The organism is Aquirufa rosea, from assembly GCF_004118285.1.
Lineage (GTDB): Bacteria > Bacteroidota > Bacteroidia > Cytophagales > Spirosomataceae > Aquirufa > Aquirufa rosea.
On sequence record NZ_SDHY01000006.1, the window covers coordinates 18,138 to 40,167 of the forward strand.

The window sequence follows — 22,030 nt, forward strand, 5'->3', positions numbered from 1 at the left end:
TTTTTTTATTGGATATCATCGTTTATGGGTATTATCCGATAGAAAGTGAAGATTTAAAACCATGGATTTGAATCACTTTCATGCGGACAAACATTTCCTCCGAATACCATTGGAATTGTCGGGTTTTCTTGATCATAGGAGCATGAGCTCTAGAACGGTAGGCGAAGACATCCAAGGCAGCCGTATTTTCCCATAAACTAAAGGTAGCTTGTTCCAAAATGGGCAGTTCCCCTACCCCTTTAGCGAAGATTAAACCTGCTTGTTTTTGTATGCCTCGACTGGAAGAAGGCACATTCATCCAAAATTTGAGTGCTTGGGAGCGTTTTATACTAGCACGTGTAATTACCGCGACAGGACCTTCCCATGGGACGGCATTTTCAGCAAACTCAAAAGGCTGTTGGTGGTTCCAAGTTCCATGTCCTTTCCATGGTAGCGCATCCCAACCCTGAATAGAATCAGATAATTCGATAAATCGTAACCACCTGGCATCTTGTTGAAAAAATTTTTGAGCATCCTCTTCCTTTTCCCAAAGTCCCAAAAAAGCATAGGTTTTCCAGTCTGGCCAAATAGAAAAACCATTTCCGCCGCCTGTTCCCAGATGCTTAGAGAAAATCAAACCAGTAGCTTTCCAAGGCTCCGATCGCAATTCTCCCATGAGGGCAAAAGCCTTAAATCTAGCGGCCAAGCCATTGAAATGAACAAAACGAACGGCGATAAACTGTTGGGCTGACATAAAAATTATTGGACTTGGTAGCTAATCATCCAGTTGATCCCGAAGCGGTCCGTCATGGTACCATAAAAAGCCCCCCAATACATATCTTGAATAGGGGTGTTGATATTTGCTCCTTCCGACAAGCCATCAAAAATACGTTGGGCTTCTTCTCTGCTATCTGGATTTACGCAAATGTGCATATTATTCCCCTGGCTAAGCGAAAAGCCCAAATCAGCCGGTGCATCACTCGCCATGAGAATATGATTTCCCAATAATGGTAATTCAATGTGAAGAACTTGATCATTGACCGTTTCAGGCAATGGAGGCATATTAGGGTCAACTGGCATTTCATGAAATCGCTGAATTCCACCAATAAACTCCGTCTTGAAAATCGACTGATAAAATAGAAAGGCCTCTTCTGCCGTTCCAGGAAAATTCACATAAGTACAAACTCGAGGCATGGTTGTAATTTAAGGATGGGAATTTACATAAAACGGGGATTGAAATGGCACAAAATTGTTGTGAATCCTAAAAATACCTTACTTCCCAATACAAAACTTCCCAAAAATATTCTTCAAAAGGTCATCGTTAGAAATGGCGCCAGTGATCTCGCCTAAATGATGTAAGGCATAGCGCAAATCTTGGGCAATTAAATCGCCCGTTAAATTAGATTTCAGGGCCGCTAGAACCTCTTCCAAAGTTTCTTGTGTTTGTTTTAGCTTTTCGTAATGACGTAAATTAGTCACCAGTGTACCTGTATTGGATACTTGGTGTAGCCCCACCAAGTCGATTAATTTTTGTTCAAATTCTTCTAATCCTTGTCCGAATTTGGCGGAAATAGCCACCGTAGGGAATCCTAAAGCTTCCCATGCACTGATGTTGGGCATGCTTTCGTCTACCTTATTCAATATCAACATCAATGGAATTTCCAGTTCAGCCATTTCCTTCAAAGTAGCTTGAAGGCTCTCAGGACTATCTTGATTCACATCCACCACATACAAAATCACCTGAGCTTTTTTTACCCAAGCCTGTGTTCTTTGTACTCCCTGCGCCTCAATAACATCCGTGGTATCCCGCAAACCTGCCGTATCCACTAGTCGGAAACGTATACCTCCCAATACCCACTCGTCTTCCAAACTATCTCGGGTAGTTCCCGCGATATCAGATACAATAGCCCTCTCCTCTTTCAATAAGGCATTCAATAAAGTAGACTTGCCCGCATTAGGCTTACCCACAATGACCGTCGCTACCCCGTTTTTAATGGCATTACCTGCCTTAAAACTAGCTACCAATGGTCTTAATTTATCCAATAACTTATTGACCAAATCCTCCAAATCTTGTCGGTCCGCAAACTCCACATCCTCCTCTCCAAAATCTAATTCTAACTCGATCAAGGAGGCAAAATGTATCAATTCTTCTCGTAATGCGGCCAATTCTTTGGAAAATCCTCCTCGCAATTGATGCAAAGCAGCATTACTAGCCGCCTCCGAATCTGCCGCTATGACGTCTGCCACGGCTTCGGCTTGGGCCAAATCAAAGGCTCCATTTAAAAAAGCTCGCTGAGTGAACTCACCTGGCCTAGCTAAGCGAGCCCCTTTCTCCACAAATAATTGAATAATACTCTCTTGAATATAAGGCGAACCATGACATGAGATTTCAATCACATCTTCTTTGGTGTAAGATTTGGGCGCCTTGTATAAACTCACTACTACCTCATCATATACCCTTCCAGCAGATTCTATCCGCCCATAATGCAGGGTATGTGGGGCCTGTTGACTTAAATCTTTCGTAGGGAATACCTCATTCACCCAAGCTATAGCCTGATCACCCGACAGTCGAATAACCCCAATAGCTCCTACCCCCAAGGGAGTAGCCAAGGCAATGATCGTATCCTTAAAATCCATTATAGTAAGTTCTGCAATTTCATGGCTACCGACATATCTCCGGAAATTTTAATCTTTCCAGTCATGACAGCCATCATGGGATTTAAATCTCCCGACATCACTTTGGCAAAATTTTCTACCGTAGCAGAAATGGTGCAGTCCGCATCCTCATTTTCATTCGTTACCGATCCATCATTTTTTACGACAATGATTCCTTCAGGAAAAGCAAATTTAAAAGATACGCCTAATCCTCCTTTTTGAGCTGCCATGCTGGCAATACGGTCGTTGATGTCTTGAAATGTCATATATTTAATTTGATTGTTGTATGAAAAAGTAAAATTACGTTTTTTTAGTTCCAAAGAAATGAAAAACTACAGCTCTCGATGACAAATACCCTTGAAGTCGCAATATTGACAAGCTTCCAAATTATCCGTTTTTTCAAATGACTGAGTAGGATCGGCTAATCGCTTCACCCAGTGAGCGATTAATTTCTCTGATTCTTGTAAAAAATCGGCTAATGGCTGGTTTGCTCTAAACTCGATATTTTCCGTCAATACCTTGCCTGGTAAATTTCTAAACGAAATGATACCCGGTTGAATTTGAACCTGATTTGCATCAATGGATTGCAAATATTCCTTTCTTTCCTCCGGGATCTTTGAAAGCTCTTTGACTAATAAAAACTTATATAACCAGAGCTGAAATAGCTTTTCTTTCAAATTATCTGAGGATAATTCCGACATTAAGTCGAGCTCAATTTTCAGATCTTTAGACTCTACTTTTCCAGTTTTATAGTCGATGATGCGTATGATAGTTGCACCCACCCGGTCCATACGGTCGATCCTTCCTTTTATTTTCACCTTCCAGTTCTCCCCGTCCATTGGAATTTCTACCTGAGTATGAAGTGAACCCTCCACCTCCAACAGTTGGATAGGCTCTTTTTCCCAATTTTGTGAAACTTCTATATAGTTTTCCAATAATGTCTTAGCCACTTCTTTCAAGACATAATTGAATCCCTTATCCACTTCAAAAACACCTTTTTCTTTCTCAATTTCGAGAATTCCTTGCATCAAATACTGCTCCAACTCTTGCACTTGAAGCGACCAATCTACCTGATTTAGTTGACCAGAATGCTTTTCCAAAATTTCTTTGTCTAACAATTCCAATACCTTATGCACCCAGGTTCCAAATACATCCGCTCCCATATCCTCATCCGCCGATTTATCATCTCGCAAACCTAAAATTTGAGAAAAATAATACTTCATGGAACATGTAACCAACATGGATATTGCCGAGGCCGACAAACCTCTATTCTCCAAGGTATCCTTGATTTTTTGTCGAATGGACTCCGTTTTTTCAATGCGAAAATCCAAAGCTTTGCCCTCCTTTTTATTATGACTAAATGTCAGCAAAGGTTCTTCCAAGATTAAATTAGGATTCTTTCTCGGCCAATCAAATTGAATTTGCTTGATAAAGCGACTCATCTCCTTCACACTTGATTTCTCAGAGGGCAAGACATAACAAAGCACCACTTCCTTGGCTCTTTGGAGCAAACGATAAAAGTGGTAGGAAGTGACTGCATCTGCCTGGGTAAAAGTAGGAAGCTCAAAATGATTCAAATTGGCGATATCCGTTGGAATTAAACTTTCCCTTTTTCTGGTTCCAGGTAAAGAACCTTCATTCAAAGACAAAATGATTACACGATCAAAGTCCAAGGTACGGGTTTCCAACAAACCCATCACATGTAATGTTCTAGAGCTATGATCTGGCCCTTCAAAGGTCAGTTTTTGTTGTTGTAACAATTGCATCAACAACAGTTTACCACTCTTTAGTGAAATACTAGATTTGTCAGATAGAGCCTTTTCCAAAGTTTCACAGACATCAAATGCTTGTTGCAATGCCTGAGCTTCCTCATCCCATTCATTGTTGGGATAGGCTTGAATAATGAAATGGAGGAAACTTTTTATATGAGTTAAAATACCTAAAAATTCAGCCGATACATCCACCAGCACATGTTGTAAAACAGGTATTTTACTACTGCGAATGGCCTCAAATGAAATATACAATGCATCCCCATCAAGCTTCGATTTATGCCAGTCAAAGAATTCTTGCGCTTGGTTTTTCGATCCATTCCGAAGATAAATTTGCATCAAAGGATGATTCCATAATTTTCGGAAATATGAGCTTGGCAACTTATCATTTTGGGATCGTTGAATCAAATCCCACCACAATTTCACCAGAGAAAAAACCTGAGTTTTCTTAATAGAAAAACCCATGGTGATATTTAATCGCTCTTTAAACTCGCCTATGTATTGAGTCAATTGATCTAGTAAGGACTCATCTCCCAAAACCAAAGCTATTTGTTCATGCTCCCCATACGTTTGTGCCCATTCTCGAATTTTCTCCAAGGCAACATAGACCTGCGCCGAAGGATTGGATAAGCCAAGCAGCTGAACTTTTTTGGGATCCTCCAGCAAATGCTTTCCCATCCAAAGAAAAGAACCATCGGATAAATAGGAATTTGACTGGGGATTAGCATAGTGTTTTAACCAATTTCCAGCTCGATGGTATCTATTTTTTATATAATACTCATCCGCATCCCAAAGAGTGGTAGCTAATCCCTCCTTGATTAAATGTCGAATCATTTGCTCCTCTCCTTTAGAAAGGGCATTAAATCCAATAAAATAGACCTTTTTTAATTTCTTGGGTAGTGGGATACCCTTCTCCAAATTTTCCACAAGTTGACGATATGCCATACCTCGATACACGACACCCAGTGATTCCAACCTATTTTTTAAACGGAAATATACTTCCAACAAATGGTCATACAGCTGGAAATAGGCTTTGGTATTTTCGGTCAAAAATTTTTCTGGCTGATCCTCGCCATATTCCTCCCCCCAACGCTCCAAGGATTTAGCCTCAGAAAGAAAAGAAAACAATTGGACAGGATCAACCAGGTAAAGATCTAGCGTATCAAAATCCTTCAGCATGAGCTGTCCCCAGGATACAAAACGATCAAAATCAACTTTATCATTTACTTGTTGGAAAATGGCAAAAGCCTCCATCAACAAGGAAATGGGGTCAATCAATTCGGAATTTGTCATTTCCAGGGTAAATTCCTCAATGGTATATATTCTGGGAGAAATAAAGGGTTTATCGGCTAATTGAGCTAATTGTGTTTTAAGGTAGAGTGCAGACCTTTGAGAGGGCATGACCACCGCCACTTCTCGTAATTGTTCAAATCCATGTTGAGCAATCAGGTGTTCAGCACTCTTCCTTAAAAATGATTTCATGCCGATTATAAATTTCCTTTTTTCATTTCCTTTACCGCATAATCCACCGCTCTGGCCGTAAATGCCATATAGGTTAAAGATGGATTTTGGGTGGAAGTAGAGGTCATAGAAGCACCATCGGTCACAAATACGTTTTTCACATGATGCATTTGATTCCACTTATTCAACAGAGAAGTTTTAGGATCTGCTCCCATACGAACTCCGCCCATTTCATGGATATCTAGTCCTGGAGCTTGCTTGGTATCTCTATGACGAATATTCTTAAATCCGGCTTTGGTATACATTTCAGTAAATTGCTCGATGAAATCCTGAACCATTTTATCGTCATTATCATCATAGGCTACATCTACATGGAGAATTGGCATACCGTATTCATCCTTTTTCAACTGATCCAAAGTCACTCGATTGCTTTGTTTTGGAATAGTTTCACCCATCATATGTGAACCAGCATACCACATTTGATTCATTTTAGGATTTAAAAGGGAGATTTTCAAGCTTTCTCCTAGTCCCTCTCTGTCTGAATAGGAACCTCTACCTGCATTCATTCCAGCGGCATAACCTCTTAAAAAATTGGTTTCCTGCTTATATAAATTTCTGAAACGAGGAATATAACCTGAATTAGGGCGACCACCTTCCGTTTTATAATCTAAATAGCCTTCATATTCTGCTGAAATGGAAGCTCTATAATTATGGAAGGCAATATGGGTACCTAACAATCCTGAGTCATTTCCTAGGCCATTCGGGAAACGATGGGAAGTGGAATTCAATAAAATCAAATTGGAATTGAGTGCTGCCGCGGTGACAAAAATCACTTTAGCATAATACTCGACCATTTCTTTGGTATGCGCATCCACAACCCTCACTCCTACGGCCTTTTGTTTTTTCTCATCATAAATAATGGAATGTACCACAGAATCTGGACGCAAGGTCATGTTACCGGTTTTAGCTGCCCAAGGTAAAGTAGAGGCATTGGCGGAGAAATAGCCGCCATAAGGGCAACCACGCTGACATAAATTCCTACCTAAACATTGTGCCCTACCTTGCTGATAATGAATATCTTGCGGCTGTGTTAGATGGGCACATCGGCCAATAATCACATGCCGGTCTTGATAAAGTCTTTTAACCTCCTTTTGAAAATGTTTCTCGACACAAGTTAATTCATGAGGTGGTAAAAATTCACCATCGGGCAAAGAATCCAAACCGTCCTTATTTCCTGAAATACCTGCAAATTTCTCTACGTGTGAGTACCAAGGTGCCAATTCATTGTAGGTAATTGGCCAAGGTACTGCAAATCCATCCCTAGCCGGCCCATCGAAATCCAACTGAGACCATCGCTGGGTTTGCCTAGCCCAAAGAAGGGATTTTCCTCCTACTTGATAGCCTCGAATCCAATCAAAAGGTTTATCCTGAACGTAGGGATGTTCCTTATCTTTCACAAAAAAATGCTTAGCGTCTTCTCTAAAAGCATAGCATTTGGACGCGATCGGATTAGCGGCAATTTCTTCCTCGGTCAACCGACCCCGATGTGGGAATTCCCAAGGTGACATTAAGGTGGTGGGATAATCTTCATTGTGTGTAACTTTTCTACCACGTTCCAACACGAGGGTTTTAATTCCCTTCTCACATAATTCCTTGGCAGCCCAACCACCTGCCATACCTGAACCTATCACAATGGCACCATAGGTGCGCTTCTCTGCGTTTGATAAATAATTCATTGAATTGATATTAGGATTTTTTTACTGGAGCGCAGCCATTGAAAAAACCTGGCGCCATGACATAATTGTAATATTTAACCATGATTTCCTCGGACGAGGTATATCCTTGAATCGTTAGGCCCTTTAGGGTAGCCATCGCCTTTTGTGCATCTGCACCAAAATTTCCTTTGGCCATGGAAAAAAGAAACTGTTCCTTCTCTGATTGACTACCTTGTGACCATGCCTTTTTGGTGGCCGTTTCAAACAAATTTGGGAAGCTATCCAAAACCTTCCGAAAGGTTTCCTGCGAGAATGCATCATAGCAATCATCGAGCATGGTTTTAACAAAAACTGGCACACCTAAACTTAGGGCACCAGGAATGGAGGATTCAGGAATAATTACTCCAATCCAATCATTCAATATTTTTTCTTGTTTATTCGTCCAAGGAATATTTTTAATAGCTGAAGGAGGCGACGGGTTTTGTGCCTTCAAGTCATAAAAAGCCACTGTTCCAAGGGTTGCCAGGGTAACTCCTTTTACCCAATCTCTTCGTGAAATCGTTGTCATTACTAGTTGAATTTAAACAAAGTAAATCTAATGAAAAATCGGGAGCTTGTTATGCTGAAAATGTGAGTAAAAGGAAAATTGAAATGTTTGATGTGGTCATCGCTGTAGATCATTTCATTTCTTACCCCAATTCTTGGGATTGTTGAGTGTATATCTCTGCATGTTTTGATATACATTTTTAGTTAAAACCACGTAATCGTGATAATTGGTATGCCATTTAAAATCAGGATTTATCCTATGTGCAAATTTTGATACAGCCGATTTAAATGATCGAACAACCGTTGATATGGAACCATATTTAGGCGAAATAGAGGCCATCTTTTCTCTTATGGTGTTTGCGTTGGCTCTTAGGTTTGAATCATTATTTACCTCAAATTTTCGATCATTTACAAGCAAATCTGGTGAAGTTTCTAGCTCTCTTGGTGAGATTGTGTTCAAGTTTATTTCTGGAATACTTTTTATTATCAACATACCATGCATATGATCTGGCATAATGACAAAATTACCTAACTCAACAAAGGGGAAATGCAAGGGTATTTCTTGCCAAAATTTTTCGGCCAATTTACCTAATTCACTTAAACGCATTTCATTCTCTGAATTTGGCTTTCTTTTAACGATTGAACCAAAAAAGCGAACTCTATTTTTGGTAACCAGAGTGATGTAATATGCTCCTGGCCTTCGATAATCCCAATTAGGTTTTCGGGTTGAATCAACTCGGTATTTATTACGGAATTTTCTTGGTTTCATGGGTGGATTAGGTATATTTTTTTGTAATCAATTATCATAAATCGATAGCGACACCAAATAACATACGATAAATCCTCAATAAAAAACTGAAGGAAAGAATATCAATAACAAGATAAAGTCGAAGCAGTGCTTCGACTCAGCAAAACCGACTCAGCAAGACAGACTCAGATCTCCTGACTCCCCAAAGTCGAAGCAGTGCTTCGACTCAGCAGAACCGACTCAGCAAGACAGACTAAGATCTCCTGACTCCCCAAAGTCGAAGCAATGCTTCGACTCAGCTGGTCAGACTCAGCTGGTCAGACTCAGCTGCTGGTCTCCCCGGGGTCGAAGCAGGGCTTCTACTCTCTCTCGGTGGCTCTAATCAAACAACAGCCACTTCACCCCATAACCAAATACCCGAGACATGGCAGGATGTAAATAAGCCGTATAGTAATTATTCGTCAACAAACCGTAGTTAGCATGCGACATTTTAAAGAATAACCTTACTCGATTAATACGGAGAGTAACATAAGGGTCCACTTGCACAAAAGCAGGCACCCGGTAGACATCTTGTAAATGATATTGCTGCAAAGCTGGCTGGTAAGCGTCCGCATAGTAGCCGGATTGGTGGTGAATATCAAATCCAAATTGAACATATAACAACTTCTTGTATTGAACATCCAAAGCCAAATTGGCATCCACCAATAAATTAGGCATTCGAATCAGATCTGGCCCACTTTGGGTATTGGCATAGACCTTAGTAAACCACGAGAATTTATTCCATCGCCCTCCAACATCCACCGATGTTCTAAAGACACCAATATCTTCTTTGCTTTGACGAGACGTAGCCAAAGAATCAAAATATACCCAATCAGAAATACGCTGAATAGTCAAACCAGGTTTAAAGTAAATCGACTTAGCATTCAAACTAATACCTCCATAAATTTCATCCATGGAAATATTAGCAAAATCATTTTTCCAGCGATAAGACGTATTATAGACCCAATTTTGAGCCACATTTGGACTATAAGAAATCCGCTGAGCTGTGACCTGAAAAAAGGGCGATTGAAAACTTGCCTTCAATCTATAATCTGAACCTAATAAATATTCCCCCTCAGCAGTAAAATCAATATTTTTAGTAAAAGCCTGATTTAACCAAAGGCCTATATAATTTTCAAAACGATCTAATTTACTTTGATTCAATGGATTATAGACAGTCCAATAACGTTGCTTTAAATAAGTACGATATACAAATTGTTTGTAAATACCCTTTAAACCAGTCTGGTGACTATAAGAAGACCATTGATTTTCATTATACAAAGAATCCTCAGTCGGAGCCTGAATGTATTGAATATAGGTACGAGGATAAAAACCATCTGCTAATGATTGTTGAAATGCCTTGTCGCGGTATTTAACAGTGCGACTTTCAACGTCTAAAGCTTGAAATAACTGCAAGCCTTTCCAACCAATGTACTCGTGATAGATGTGAAATTTGATGAATTTATCGTTCGACTGTGAAGAGGAACTAGATAAAATGGCTGTGTTGTCGGTATATTTCAATGCCTCATCTGCCGTAAAAGACTTGGATAATTTTACCCCGCCTTGGTCATTTGTTCCTTGATCAAAATAGTTAATATGTCCCAAAAGTCTATATTTCCTCGTCTTTGATTGGTAGTTGGTATGCAACAAAAGTCCCCATTGACCCAATAAACTCTGTTCACCAGATTTAAAAGCGGCATCCGTCAATACCTTATCAGCCACCATCCTTTGTATGGAAATACCTATATTCCACAAGGAATCAACATTGCGGGCAAAATTGAAATTTAATCGAGTCTGGCCACCGCCACCCAAATTATATTCCACCTCTGAATAAGGCGATTTAGAATTGATATATCGTACCTGATCACTTTGAAAAGCATAAGGAGAATAAACAGAATAGCCCAATTGGGTACCTAAACTGTTCGGCGACTGCACAAAGACTTGTCGGACAGCCGTACCATCATTCCCTAAATTAGCTATCAAAAAGCCACTCTTCTCTTGAAATAAATATCGTTGAAATAAAGTAAGTGTAGTATCAATCCTACGTTTTACATCTTTGGAATTGAGAACGTCGGATTCATACAAATAATACATGGTACTGGGTCCATATACTTGTTTAGTTGAATCATCCAAAGCCGCACGACCGCTCTTTTGAGGACCTATATTAGAGGTTTTATTATTCTGAGTATTGGGATTTGGGAAAGAATTTCTGTCATTCGGATTCTGTGTACCTGGAAATCCCGTAGCTGAACCTGGAGTATTAATTTGCGCCCAGGTGATTACAGGTAAAAAAAGTAACAAGGTAAAAAGAAAAAGATTCCGACGTTTCATCCGCACAAAGGTAGCTTAAAATAAGGAATTTATCTTGACAAGGCTTTGTTCAAGCTTGCCCAAAATTCTGCTTCATCTTCTAAAAAATACATTTCCATGGGCAAAAACATCATCTTATTCGCCATCCTAGGATAATCATCAAAAGCAGCCTGCAAACGAATATAATCCTTCTGGGTAGTAATGAATGCCTCTTGGCTTGACATGGTTGAAGCTTTCAATTCCAATTCCTTTAATTCAATGGTCGAAAAACGATGATGGTCTGGAAAAGATTGCATACTTGCCAAATTCCCTAACCTCTTAACCTGGTCGAAAAAAAGACTAGGATCAGCAATGCCAGCCAGTGCATGCCAAATTTTAATACCTCTAGCACTAGAATTACCTTGTACCGAAGCATAGCGAATCGAGGCGAAAAAGACTGGTTGGGGGATGTGAGTTCTAAATTTTGATTTTTGTTTCTCTGTCATACTGGCAGGACAACGAGTCACCAACACCATATCTGCTCGCTGTATCCCCTCGCGCCATTCTCGCAAACGTCCCATGGGCATCAGATGATCTTCAAAATAAGGTTGATCAAAAGTGGTACAAACAATCTGCACATCAGCTTTCAAAGCCCTATGTTGAAAGGCATCATCTAAAATGATTGTCTTCAATTCCGGCTGATCATTCAACATGTCTTGAATTCCCGCTACCCTACTTTCACAGACTGCCACGGCTAAATCAGGAAAATTTGTCTTATAGGTTAAAGGCTCATCCCCCACCTCATCTGCCATAGAATCAGATATAACCCATTTAAAACCTTGACTTTTTCGTCCATAACCGCGACTAAGAGTCCCCAGCGTGGTTTTTCCTAGAAATTGTTTAATCAAATAATTAACCAAAGGACTTTTCCCAGTTCCCCCAACTGCCAGATTCCCTACTACAATGGTTTTGACTTGATCAAAATGATGTGAAGCAAACCATCCTCGGTCATAAAATGCATTCCGAATAGAAATAACGATCCCATAAAGTAAGGCTGGGAAAAATGTGAGGAGTTTTTTCATATCAAGTTTAAAGCTAAAAAGAATCAATGAGGCGGCAAAACAGCCAATAAAATAATAACTTGCAATTATGTTTGATATTTCCGTTTCCTACCAAAAACATCCCTTGAAGTTTCGCTTTGAAGCTGGAACATCTCGAGGTGTCCTAACTGAGAAGAATTCTTATTTCATTCAAATCAAAAACAAGAAAAATCCCCTTCAAGTGGGTTTAGGAGAAGCCGGTCCCTTGAGGGGCCTGAGTCCTGAGTTTGAAGAAGAAGAAGCATTGGCAGATTTTGAAAAATACATCAAGAGTGCCAATTGGGAGCTTTTTCCTGAAAGTTTGGAAGAGTTACCACTCTTTGTTTCTAAGCTACCCTTAGGTTATCCCTCCTATAAATTCGCCATTGAAATGGCTGTTTATGATTATTTGATCGGGAAAAATGGGCTTTATTTTGACAATGCTTTTAGTCAAGGAAAATCATCTATCCCCATCAATGGACTAATCTGGATGGGCAATACTGATTTCATGGAGGATCAAATTGCAGAAAAAATAACCCAAGGTTATACCTGCTTGAAATTAAAGATTGGTGCTATTCATTTTAAAGAGGAATTAGCCATACTTTCCAATCTCCGAAGTCAATACCCAAAAGAAAAATTAACCATCCGTGTCGATGCCAATGGAGCATTTAGTCATTCCGAGGCTGCCTCAAAATTAGAGCAATTGGCCAAATTGGAAATTCATAGTATTGAACAACCCATTCGTTCAGGACAGTGGAAGGCCATGGCAGCACTCTGTCGAGAACAAATCATGCCCATTGCGCTAGATGAAGAATTAATCGGATTGGAACATCCTGAACAGCAAAAGCAATTATTAGAAGAGGTTCCGGCAGACTATTTAATTATTAAACCAAGTCTGTTAGGAGGCTTTGCGGCCAGTTGGGATTGGATCGAAGAAGCTCAAAAACGACGAATGGGATGGTGGATTACTTCTGCCTTGGAGTCAAATATCGGATTACAGGCTATAGCTCAATTTACCGCATCTTTAGAACCTAGTATTCCACAAGGACTAGGTACTGGAGCTCTTTATCACAATAACTTTGCAGCAGGAATGTCCATCCAAAAAGGACAATTATTTTTTGACCCTAATTTTAAACGTGTCAATCCTTTTCATGAATGATATGTGTAGGAAATACATTTTAAGACCTATCTTTACAAAAAAATAGAAATATACTTCATGAATACGATTGATGAGGCAATGATTGCCATCTTAGAGAAAAGATTAGAACTTTCTAAATTGAACTACTCAGACGAAACTTATGATGATGTAGAAGAAATACTACATGATTTAGAAGATGATTTCAATGAGAAATATGGCGAACAATTGGAAGAGATATTAGAGAAAGTTCATATCAAGCATTGCCCAGAATCGGATGTATTGTTACCAACTGCCTATTTGGCTAAGAAATTTGTTGAGACGGCTGATGGAGAAATTGAAATCGGCAAAAAAGAGGGCGTTGAGGTCGAATGGATAGAAAATCCTGCGGTTGGCGCTCGTTTGGTATTATTGCCTTCTCCCACCCGCATACTTTTAATGACACCTAATGGTATTAATGTAGTTTGGGAAAAAGAAAGTTAAACTAAGACATTCATTTCATATAAAAAGAAAGCCGTTTGAAATTCAAACGGCTTTCTTTTTGTCCTATAATACTTATACCCAATTTACCCCCTTTACTAATAACTTCTGCGTTTCCAATCCCAAGGGATAATTAGAATAATCATGCATATAATCCCAACTTGCCAAAGGTGGTAAGCTCATTAAAATGGATTCCGTTCTACCATTAGTCTCTAAACCAAACTTAGTTCCTCGATCATGCACTAGATTAAATTCCACGTATCTTCCTCTGCGCAATAATTGAAAAGCTTTCTCCTGCTCCCCAAAAGGCCTAATGGCATTTTCCTGCATCAAATGACTATAAATTGGAACAAAAGCTTCACCTACTGCTTTAACAAATTCAAAATTGGCCAACTTTTCTTCCAAATTTTTTGCCTTAATATGATCAAAGAAGATACCTCCTATGCCACGGGTTTCTTCTCGGTGGGAATTGTAGAAATAATCATCCGCCCAGGTTTTATACTTAGGATAATATTTTGCATCAAATCGGTCGCAAACGGTCTTGATCTGCTCATGAAACCATTTGGCTTGCTCTGGAATGATGATATGGGGAGTCAAATCTATTCCTCCACCAAACCAATGTTCCCCATTGCCCAATTCGAAATATCGAACGTTCATGTGTATGATGGGAACCCAAGGATTAATGGGATGCATGACAATGGATACCCCAGAGGCAAAAAAATCCACTTCCTCTTTTATATCCATGCTTTTGACCATTTGGGGATGCAATGGCCCAAAAACCGCTGAAAAATTTACACCAGCTTTTTCTAAGATATTTCCATTGGTAATCACTCTAGACCTTCCTCCACCACCTTCTTTTCGCTTCCAAGTATCCTCCTTAAATCGACTGCCACCATCAACCACCTCGATTCCTTTGCAAATCGAATCTTGTAAACTTTTAAAATAATCCGCTATAACTTCCTTTCTCATGCTTATTGGGGAGAATGTTGACTAGTATCGCTTGGCTCACTTGGGTTACCTAACAATGAATTCAATGAATCTAATTCAGAATCACTCACTTGAAGTGAATCAGGCAAAGAACTATATGAACTTTGACAATTAAAATCCTTTTTAACTACCCTCTTATCCAATTTATCAAATGGAACAGGTTTATAATTCGCTAACAAAGGATCGTTGACCACCTTAATCATGAAGCGTTTATAGATAGGTAAGGCGGTTTTAGAGCCCTCACCTAGTGCGCCTGTTCTAAAGTGAATAGATCGGTCATCTCCTCCTACCCAAACACCCGAAATCAGGTTATGGGTCATACCAATGAACCAACCATCAGAGTGATTCGATGTGGTTCCCGTTTTAGCAGCAAAAGCAGGCGCATAACGATTGTTGGCAGGCAATAATACTTCCCCTTCATTCCACAATAAGGAACTTCCCGTTCCTCCTTCATACACCACACCTTCTAGCATGGAACGAACTAATTGTGCCGACTCCTTTTTAATCACTCGATAAGAAACAGGGTCAAAATGTTGTAAAACTTTACCATTTTGGTCCTTGATTTCTTGAACAATCATAGGTTCCACATGGATACCTTCGTTGACAAAAGCCGAATAAGCACCTATCATTTCATACAAGGATACATCAAACGAACCTAAACCTATAGAAGGAACTGCCTTTAATGGGCTTTTAATCCCCATTTTTTGTGCATAATACATAACTGTATCAGCCCCTACTTCATTGGTTAAACGAGCAGTAATGGAGTTAATTGACTTAGCTAAAGCCCTTCTTAAAGGCATAGTCGAATAAGAAAAAGTACCGTCGGCATTGGATGGACGCCAAATTTTCTTCTCCCCATTCTCCTCTACTTCCAATTCAAATGGCTCGTCAGTCATCATGTAACATGGCGACAAATCCCTAGGCCCATCGATGGCAGCAGTATAAACAAAAGGCTTAAATGTAGATCCCGGCTGACGTTTCGACTGCTTTACGTGGTCATACTTGAAATATTTAAAGTCCAATCCACCTACCCAGGCTTTGATATGACCCGTGTAAGGATCTAACGTCATCATTCCCGATTGTAAAAAGCGCTTATAGTATTGAATAGAATCATAAGCACTCATGGTCATCTGTTCCTCTCCCAAAGAAGTACGGGAATATACCCACATCTTGCGCTTCACATTTTTCATATAATGCATCACCGAATCAGGGTTGTTGGGATATTTATGGACTAAAGCCTTATAATATTCTGTTCTTTTAGCCACTGTATCTATAAATCCAGGAATTTCCTTACCATGTTCATCCACCCAAGGGTTTTGCCCTGCCCAGTGATTATCAAAAGTCTTTTGAATGGAGCGCATGCCTGCCTCTACAGCCTGTTCAGCATGAATTTGCATCCTGGAATCAATTGTAGTGTAAATTTTCAAGCCATCCCGATATAAGTCAATTTCCATATCATTGGCTTTTGCCCACTCAGTCAAATACTTAGCAATGGCGACTTTGAAATAATTACCCGTTCCATCATAGGGAGATTCCTCGTTAGTATGAAGTTCAATAGGTAATTTCGCCAAAGAATCATAGGCTGTTTTCTTCAAATAACCTGCCTTGACCATTTGAGACAAAACTACGTTTCTACGTTTCCAAGCTTTATTTTCCTCCAAAGGCTTACCCTCATAACGTTTAGGGTTGTACGTAGTAGTGGCTTTCTGAAGTCCCACCAAAATGGCTGCTTCTTGAATATTTAAAGAATCTGGGGAAGTATTAAAATACGTTTTGGAAGCCACTTTAATTCCATAGGCATTATTTCCATAATCCACCGTATTCAAATACCACAGAATAATCTCATCCTTGGTATAAAAACGTTCCAATTTAATGGCTGTGACCCATTCCTTCGACTTATAAATTAATTTATTTAAACCAGGAATATAACCTAAAATACCCGTTTTGGTAAAACCTTTTTTTGTTCGAGTTTTAAATAAATTCTTAGCCAATTGCTGAGAAATAGTACTTCCTCCTCCACGGTCTCCCCCTTTCACTAAACCTACAGCCACACCTATCCACGCTTGAAAGTCGATACCCGTATGCTCATAAAAACGAGCATCCTCTGTTGCCACCAACGCCTGTACTAAATAGGGAGAAATTAATTTATAATCCCGAATAGGAGTTCTATTTTCTGCAAAATACTTTCCCAAAAGCACTCCATCGGCAGAATAAATTTCAGAAGCCTGTGAAAGCTTTGGATTTTGAAGTTCGTCCACCCCAGGCATTTCACCTGTCAACCAGAATATGTTAGTTTCAATGACAAACAAATAGATCAGCACATACAAAAGCACCTTTGCAGCCACTTTCCACATCGTGACGATGGGCTTATAATAAAGTGAATTTTTATCTACTCTTTCTTCATAAAACGCTTCAATCAAACGCCATTTGGTTCGTAAGAAAAAACTCGTCATGGCAATTTGTCCTACCAACCACGAATATTTTTTTTCACCTAAAAGACGCGCTATTAAAGCCAGAAGAAAAGTCGATAAACGTTCCAATCCCTCCCATATTTGGCCTTTTATCTGTTGAACAGTCATGCGAATACGTTGGAGCATAATGGATTGAATTATTCCGTTTCTAATTTTTCTAAGATACTCATTAAATCCGAAAAATCCCTAAAGCCAGGCCTATCTTCTTGTCCAGCCACGAGACCTATCCCCTGTATGGAAGTCTGTTCCACCCATTCATCCAAATCCTCTTCTGGCAGCTCTATCCCTAAAATAACTGGATATTGCGCAGCCCATGTCTGAATCTGATCTTCCATTCCTTGTAAAGATTCTGGAGAATCAGCTACTAAAACAAAATAGCTTACATAAGGTGCTGCTGTGGCAAATAAGGCAGGTAAATTGTCCGAATCTATGTTCACTCGCATCATTTTCGGAATGTTAAATTCCAATAAGTGAGGTAAAGGAATACTTGAATCAATTTCTATCCAATCAGGAGCATAAGAAACTAGGATTTCTTTGATTTGGTCTATACTGAGGCCAGAAAGCTCGGCCACAATCTCAACTCCGCTTAACCAGTTTCTAATTTCCTTGTACTTTTCTAGTGGCATTTGATCTAAGGCAAAACCTAACCAATCTACCCCCATACCTGCACAATAGCGTGCATCAGAGAGGTTATCAATTGAGGATACCTTAACCCTTGTTTTTAACATCATACGTAAATCTAAAACAGATGGCAAAACTACTGTTTAGCCATTGAATTACAAATAAAAATGACTTATTGGAGAAATAAATCGCTAAATTGCAAAAAATTTCTGCAGGCTTTGAACCTGAATTGAATATGACAACAAAAGGACGCGTTCTCGTCGCTATGAGTGGCGGCATTGACAGCTCGGTCGCAGCTGTTTTACTACATGAAGAAGGTTATGAGGTAATTGGTATGACCATGAAAACATGGGATTATGCCAGTTCTGGTGGAACCAAAAAGGAAACGGGCTGCTGTTCTCTGGATTCCATCAATGATGCTCGGCACATCGCTGTTTCATTGGGATTCCCTCATTATATATTGGATATCCGTGAAGAATTTGGAGATTCTGTGATTGATTATTTCACCCAGGAATATGTGGAAGGTAGAACTCCCAACCCATGTGTCATGTGTAATACCCACATTAAATGGGATGCTTTATTACGAAGAGCAGATCAATTAGGATGTGATTTTATTGCAACTGGACATTATGCCCAAATTCGACATGAAAATGGCAGGTATGTCATTTCTAAAGGAGTAGACAATCTGAAAGATCAAAGTTATGTGCTTTGGGGAGTATCCCAGGAAAGTTTGGCCAGAACCATTTTGCCATTAGGACATTTGACCAAAAGTCGGATTCGAGAAATGGCTACTGAAAGGGGTTTTGTGGATTTAGTTAATAAATCGGAAAGCTACGAGATTTGCTTTGTGCCCGACAATGACTATCGAGGGTTTTTAAAGAGGCGTCTTCCTGATCTGGAGGAATCCGTAAAAGGGGGAAATTTTGTAGACCAATCGGGAAAAATCATTGGAAAGCACGAGGGTTATCCATTTTATACCATAGGTCAAAGAAAAGGACTAGGTAAAGCCTTCGGATTTCCTGCTTTTGTCACTGAAATCAGGAAAGAAACGAATGAGGTGGTCATTGGTAAACTGGAAGATTTGAATAGAACTGGGATGTATGTAGGCCAATTGAACCTACAAAAATATGCCCAAATACCAGAAAGGGGCATAGAAACCATCACCAAAGTACGTTATAAAGACCCTGGAACAGAGGGGCATATCGTGCAGTTAGGTGACAAAATTAAAGTGGAATTTCACGATGAGGTATCGGGCATTGCTCCCGGCCAAGCGGCGGTATTTTATGAAGGAGATGATGTCATTGGAGGTGGTTGGATATTAAAATCCTTTCAAAAAGGTAGCGTATTTGAACATATTCAATCATTCACGGTATGAAACGATTTGTATTACTGCTATTATTAATTGGGTTGTTTGGTCAAGTAAATTTTGCCCAACAGACCAGAACTTATCCTAAGGCAGATATCAGCTTTTTAGTGTTAGGTGACTTTGGTAGACAAGGTGAATACCATCAAAAAGAAGTAGCTAAGCAGATGGCCATCACAGGTACAGAGGCAGATATAGACTTTATCATCACCACGGGAGACAATATATATCCCAAAGGCGTGGCGAGCGCCTTGGATCCTATTTGGAAAAGTAGTTTTGAAGATATTTACACTGGACATAGTTTACATGTCAATTGGTATCCAGTTTTAGGAAATCATGATTATGCGGGTAATCCGCAGGCAGAAATAGAGTATTCACAAATCAGCCGAAGATGGAATATGCCCGCTAGGTATTATTCCCAATCATTTAAATTGTCTGATGGAAGTGAATTATTAATAGCTTTTTTGGATACATCTCCTTTTGAATTAAGCTATTTCAAAGATGACGATGAACCTTTTAGAAAGAATGTCATTTCTCAAGATACTTTGGCTCAAAAGAAATGGTTTACGGAATTAATGTCTAAATCCAAGGCCCGTTGGAAAATTGCTGTTGGACATCACCCCTTAGAAACTTCGGGACCGCGAATGGATCGTGTCAATCATGTAGCTAATTCATGGAAGTCTTTATTGAATGACCTAGGAATAGATTTTTACCTAGCTGGACACGAGCATCATTTGGAATATAATCAACTTGGGCCTTCACTGCATCATATTATTTCAGGGGCTGGCAGTAAGATTACTCCTTTAAAATCTCAGAATAAAGCCAAATTTGCTAAATCCACCAATGGTTTTGCTGCCTTTTTTGTGCAAGCCAAAACCTTGGAATTTCATTTAATTGATGAGAATGGTCAAACTATTTTCAGTCGACATATAAAAAAATAATTGAATAAATTTCTCAAAATTTTACGATTAACCGTAAAATAAATTAAATTGATGGGTGTTAATAAATTACCATAATAATTTGTTGTTGAAAGACTCGTTATAGAATAATTAAACCTATTAAATCCTTGAAATTTATACCCAAATTACCCTTTAAAGAAGATCTAAAAATAGAAGGATTTGAGAGCATAGATTTGCAAGAATTTTGCTCCAGAGATTGGTCTAAATACGAACCTAAATCTCCCTATTTCCCCCATAAATTAGAATTTTACGTTTTATTAATTATCACGAAAGGTTCAGTAAGGCACAAGGTCGACTTAAAAGAATACCTTGTAAATGAAAACGAATGTTTGATTATTTCTCCCAATCAAATTCATGCTTTAAACAGTGAATCAGAATACCATGGGCATTTCTTTCTCTTCACCAAAGAATATTTACTTAACTACTTCACCCCAAGCACTTTCTTTCATATTTCTCAATTGTTTAATTACCACATGTTTCATCCTGTATATCAGTTAGATGAATGTATGATGGACTATGCAGGAAGGGTAGCCTCAGAATATATTTACAGCCCTTATATACTTAAAAACCAAATTATCTCCTCACTATTCTCTATTATTTTATATAAACTCAACAACAGAAACCTCTTAATTCAGTCGAACCAAAATTTAAAACAAGGATTTGATTTGTTCGAAAAGTTTAAAAATCTGATTGAGGAGGAGTACAATAAAAGCCGTAATGTCAATGACTATGCGGATCAAATGAACATCTCCTACAAACATTTAAACGAAATATCTAAGCGCTTTACGAATAGAACAGCTAAAGAATTCTTGGATGATTACATCATTTTGGAAATAAAGCGTAAACTAAGCTCAACGAGCTTATCTGTCAAAGAAATTTGCTTTGAAACCGGGTTCGATGAACCCACTAATTTTGTCAAGTATTTTAAAAAAGCGACTGGAATAACTCCCTTAGAATTTAGAGCTGCCATTAAATAAGGTTCAATATTTACCATCATCTGGCATAAATTAACCTTTTGCTACTAGTATATTTTATTCAATTTTGTTTCAAGAAAAGCAGAGTGATTTGCTTCTGGGACTTGAAATAAGGTTTTTTTAAAAATATTTATTCCGCCTTTTAATTACCAAATCCTGTGTTCATATAATGAGGTGTAAACAGTTTATCGTTTACACCTTTTTTTTTTCCTTAGCTTGGTTTACATTTTACCCTCCAACATTTCTTTAGGCACCTTCCGATTTCTTTCCATATGTATCACCTCCAAATCAAAAATTCTAGACCCATCAATCTTTAATTGTATGGCTGTTTGAATGGGATGAAAACCATGTTGACCTGCTGCTCCAGGATTAATGAATAACATATTATTACGCTTGATATCCCGCTTCACTTGCAATATATGCGAATGACCACACACAAAAATTTGGGGTATTCCCTGTGAGAAGGCTTCATACGCATCGGGCTTGTAAGAAGAAGGTGCGCCTGCAATATGTGTCATCGCAATATTAACTTCCTCACATTTGAATCTCATGATTTTAGGATACATATTCCGAATAGTCCGATCGTCAATATTACCATAGACACCAGCAATAGGCTTTTGGTAAGAAATTAATTGATCAGCCAATTGGACAGCCCCCCAATCTCCCGCATGCCAAATCTGGTCACAAGCTTGTAAATGTGGCTCTAATCTTGGATCTAAAAAAGAATGCGTATCTGAAAGGATGAGGATTTTCTTCACGG

At 39.1% G+C, this 22,030-nt stretch carries 19 protein-coding genes; 5 read left to right on the plus strand and 14 right to left on the minus strand.

The window, feature by feature from the left end; translation table 11 throughout:
* Positions 1 to 31 precede the first annotated feature (31 nt).
* The 10 genes from ESB04_RS09790 to lpxK form a co-directional block, all read right to left on the minus strand.
* Positions 32 to 733: a hypothetical protein gene (locus ESB04_RS09790; RefSeq protein ID WP_129027561.1), complete on the minus strand. Its 702-nt coding sequence runs from the start codon at positions 731 to 733 to the stop codon at positions 32 to 34.
* 5 nt (positions 734 to 738) lie between these two features.
* The gene (locus tag ESB04_RS09795) at positions 739 to 1,173 is read right to left on the minus strand and encodes a VOC family protein (RefSeq protein ID WP_129027562.1); all 435 of its coding nucleotides are present in this window, start codon (positions 1,171 to 1,173) and stop codon (positions 739 to 741) included.
* A 78-nt stretch (positions 1,174 to 1,251) separates the two neighbouring features.
* Complete coding sequence (gene mnmE / locus ESB04_RS09800) at positions 1,252 to 2,616, minus strand: tRNA uridine-5-carboxymethylaminomethyl(34) synthesis GTPase MnmE (RefSeq protein ID WP_129027563.1); 1,365 nt, start codon at positions 2,614 to 2,616, stop codon at positions 1,252 to 1,254.
* Positions 2,616 to 2,900: an SCP2 sterol-binding domain-containing protein gene (locus ESB04_RS09805; protein WP_129027564.1), complete on the minus strand. Its 285-nt coding sequence runs from the start codon at positions 2,898 to 2,900 to the stop codon at positions 2,616 to 2,618. The genes mnmE and ESB04_RS09805 overlap by 1 nt, the downstream gene beginning before the upstream one ends.
* Positions 2,901 to 2,966: 66 nt before the next feature.
* Positions 2,967 to 5,885, minus strand: coding sequence for a PD-(D/E)XK nuclease family protein (locus ESB04_RS09810; protein WP_129027565.1), 2,919 nt, complete (start codon positions 5,883 to 5,885; stop codon positions 2,967 to 2,969).
* Between the two features lie 5 nt (positions 5,886 to 5,890).
* Positions 5,891 to 7,600, minus strand: a complete 1,710-nt coding sequence (locus ESB04_RS09815; RefSeq protein WP_129027566.1) for a GMC oxidoreductase — start codon at positions 7,598 to 7,600, stop codon at positions 5,891 to 5,893.
* Between the two features lie 10 nt (positions 7,601 to 7,610).
* Positions 7,611 to 8,147 carry a gluconate 2-dehydrogenase subunit 3 family protein gene (locus ESB04_RS09820; RefSeq protein ID WP_129027567.1) on the minus strand — a complete coding sequence of 179 codons (537 nt, stop codon included), beginning with the start codon at positions 8,145 to 8,147 and terminating at the stop codon, positions 7,611 to 7,613.
* A gap of 114 nt (positions 8,148 to 8,261) precedes the next feature.
* Positions 8,262 to 8,894, minus strand: coding sequence for a transposase (locus ESB04_RS09825; RefSeq protein ID WP_129027568.1), 633 nt, complete (start codon positions 8,892 to 8,894; stop codon positions 8,262 to 8,264).
* Positions 8,895 to 9,251: 357 nt separating this feature from the next.
* A complete protein-coding gene (locus ESB04_RS09830) occupies positions 9,252 to 11,243 on the minus strand; it encodes a putative porin (RefSeq protein WP_129027569.1) in 1,992 nt (663 codons plus the stop codon).
* Between the two features lie 29 nt (positions 11,244 to 11,272).
* The gene (gene lpxK, locus ESB04_RS09835; RefSeq protein ID WP_129027570.1) at positions 11,273 to 12,283 is read right to left on the minus strand and encodes a tetraacyldisaccharide 4'-kinase; all 1,011 of its coding nucleotides are present in this window, start codon (positions 12,281 to 12,283) and stop codon (positions 11,273 to 11,275) included.
* 67 nt (positions 12,284 to 12,350) lie between these two features.
* Here lpxK and ESB04_RS09840 point away from each other — a divergent pair, with 67 nt between their 5' ends.
* Both ESB04_RS09840 and ESB04_RS09845 read left to right on the plus strand, forming a co-directional pair.
* On the plus strand, positions 12,351 to 13,439 hold the full coding sequence (locus tag ESB04_RS09840) for an o-succinylbenzoate synthase (RefSeq protein WP_129027571.1): 1,089 nt from the start codon (positions 12,351 to 12,353) through the stop codon (positions 13,437 to 13,439).
* A 57-nt stretch (positions 13,440 to 13,496) separates the two neighbouring features.
* The gene (locus ESB04_RS09845) at positions 13,497 to 13,898 is read left to right on the plus strand and encodes a hypothetical protein (RefSeq protein WP_235832226.1); all 402 of its coding nucleotides are present in this window, start codon (positions 13,497 to 13,499) and stop codon (positions 13,896 to 13,898) included.
* Between the two features lie 72 nt (positions 13,899 to 13,970).
* On the opposite strand, the gene hemF is transcribed toward ESB04_RS09845, so the two are convergent.
* Genes hemF through ESB04_RS09860 form a run of 3 tightly spaced genes read right to left on the minus strand, consistent with a single transcriptional unit; the run spans position 13,971 to position 18,084 of the window.
* On the minus strand, positions 13,971 to 14,864 hold the full coding sequence (hemF, locus tag ESB04_RS09850; RefSeq protein WP_129027572.1) for an oxygen-dependent coproporphyrinogen oxidase: 894 nt from the start codon (positions 14,862 to 14,864) through the stop codon (positions 13,971 to 13,973).
* 2 nt (positions 14,865 to 14,866) lie between these two features.
* Entirely contained in the window at positions 14,867 to 17,479 is a 2,613-nt protein-coding gene (locus ESB04_RS09855; RefSeq protein ID WP_129027573.1) for a transglycosylase domain-containing protein, read from the minus strand.
* Between the two features lie 11 nt (positions 17,480 to 17,490).
* Positions 17,491 to 18,084, minus strand: coding sequence for a hypothetical protein (locus ESB04_RS09860; protein WP_164969635.1), 594 nt, complete (start codon positions 18,082 to 18,084; stop codon positions 17,491 to 17,493).
* A gap of 125 nt (positions 18,085 to 18,209) precedes the next feature.
* Between ESB04_RS09860 and mnmA the strand changes: the two genes are divergently transcribed.
* The 3 genes from mnmA (at position 18,210) to ESB04_RS09875 (ending at position 21,273) form a co-directional block, all read left to right on the plus strand.
* Entirely contained in the window at positions 18,210 to 19,349 is a 1,140-nt protein-coding gene (gene mnmA, locus ESB04_RS09865; protein ID WP_129027575.1) for a tRNA 2-thiouridine(34) synthase MnmA, read from the plus strand.
* Positions 19,346 to 20,278, plus strand: coding sequence for a metallophosphoesterase (locus tag ESB04_RS09870; protein ID WP_129027576.1), 933 nt, complete (start codon positions 19,346 to 19,348; stop codon positions 20,276 to 20,278). The genes mnmA and ESB04_RS09870 overlap by 4 nt, the downstream gene beginning before the upstream one ends.
* A gap of 125 nt (positions 20,279 to 20,403) precedes the next feature.
* The gene (locus ESB04_RS09875) at positions 20,404 to 21,273 is read left to right on the plus strand and encodes an AraC family transcriptional regulator (protein WP_129027577.1); all 870 of its coding nucleotides are present in this window, start codon (positions 20,404 to 20,406) and stop codon (positions 21,271 to 21,273) included.
* 218 nt (positions 21,274 to 21,491) lie between these two features.
* Here the strand turns inward: ESB04_RS09875 and ESB04_RS09880 are convergent, their stop codons facing one another.
* The gene (locus tag ESB04_RS09880) at positions 21,492 to 22,028 is read right to left on the minus strand and encodes a metallophosphoesterase family protein (RefSeq protein ID WP_129027578.1); all 537 of its coding nucleotides are present in this window, start codon (positions 22,026 to 22,028) and stop codon (positions 21,492 to 21,494) included.
* Between the last annotated feature and the right edge of the window lie 2 nt (positions 22,029 to 22,030).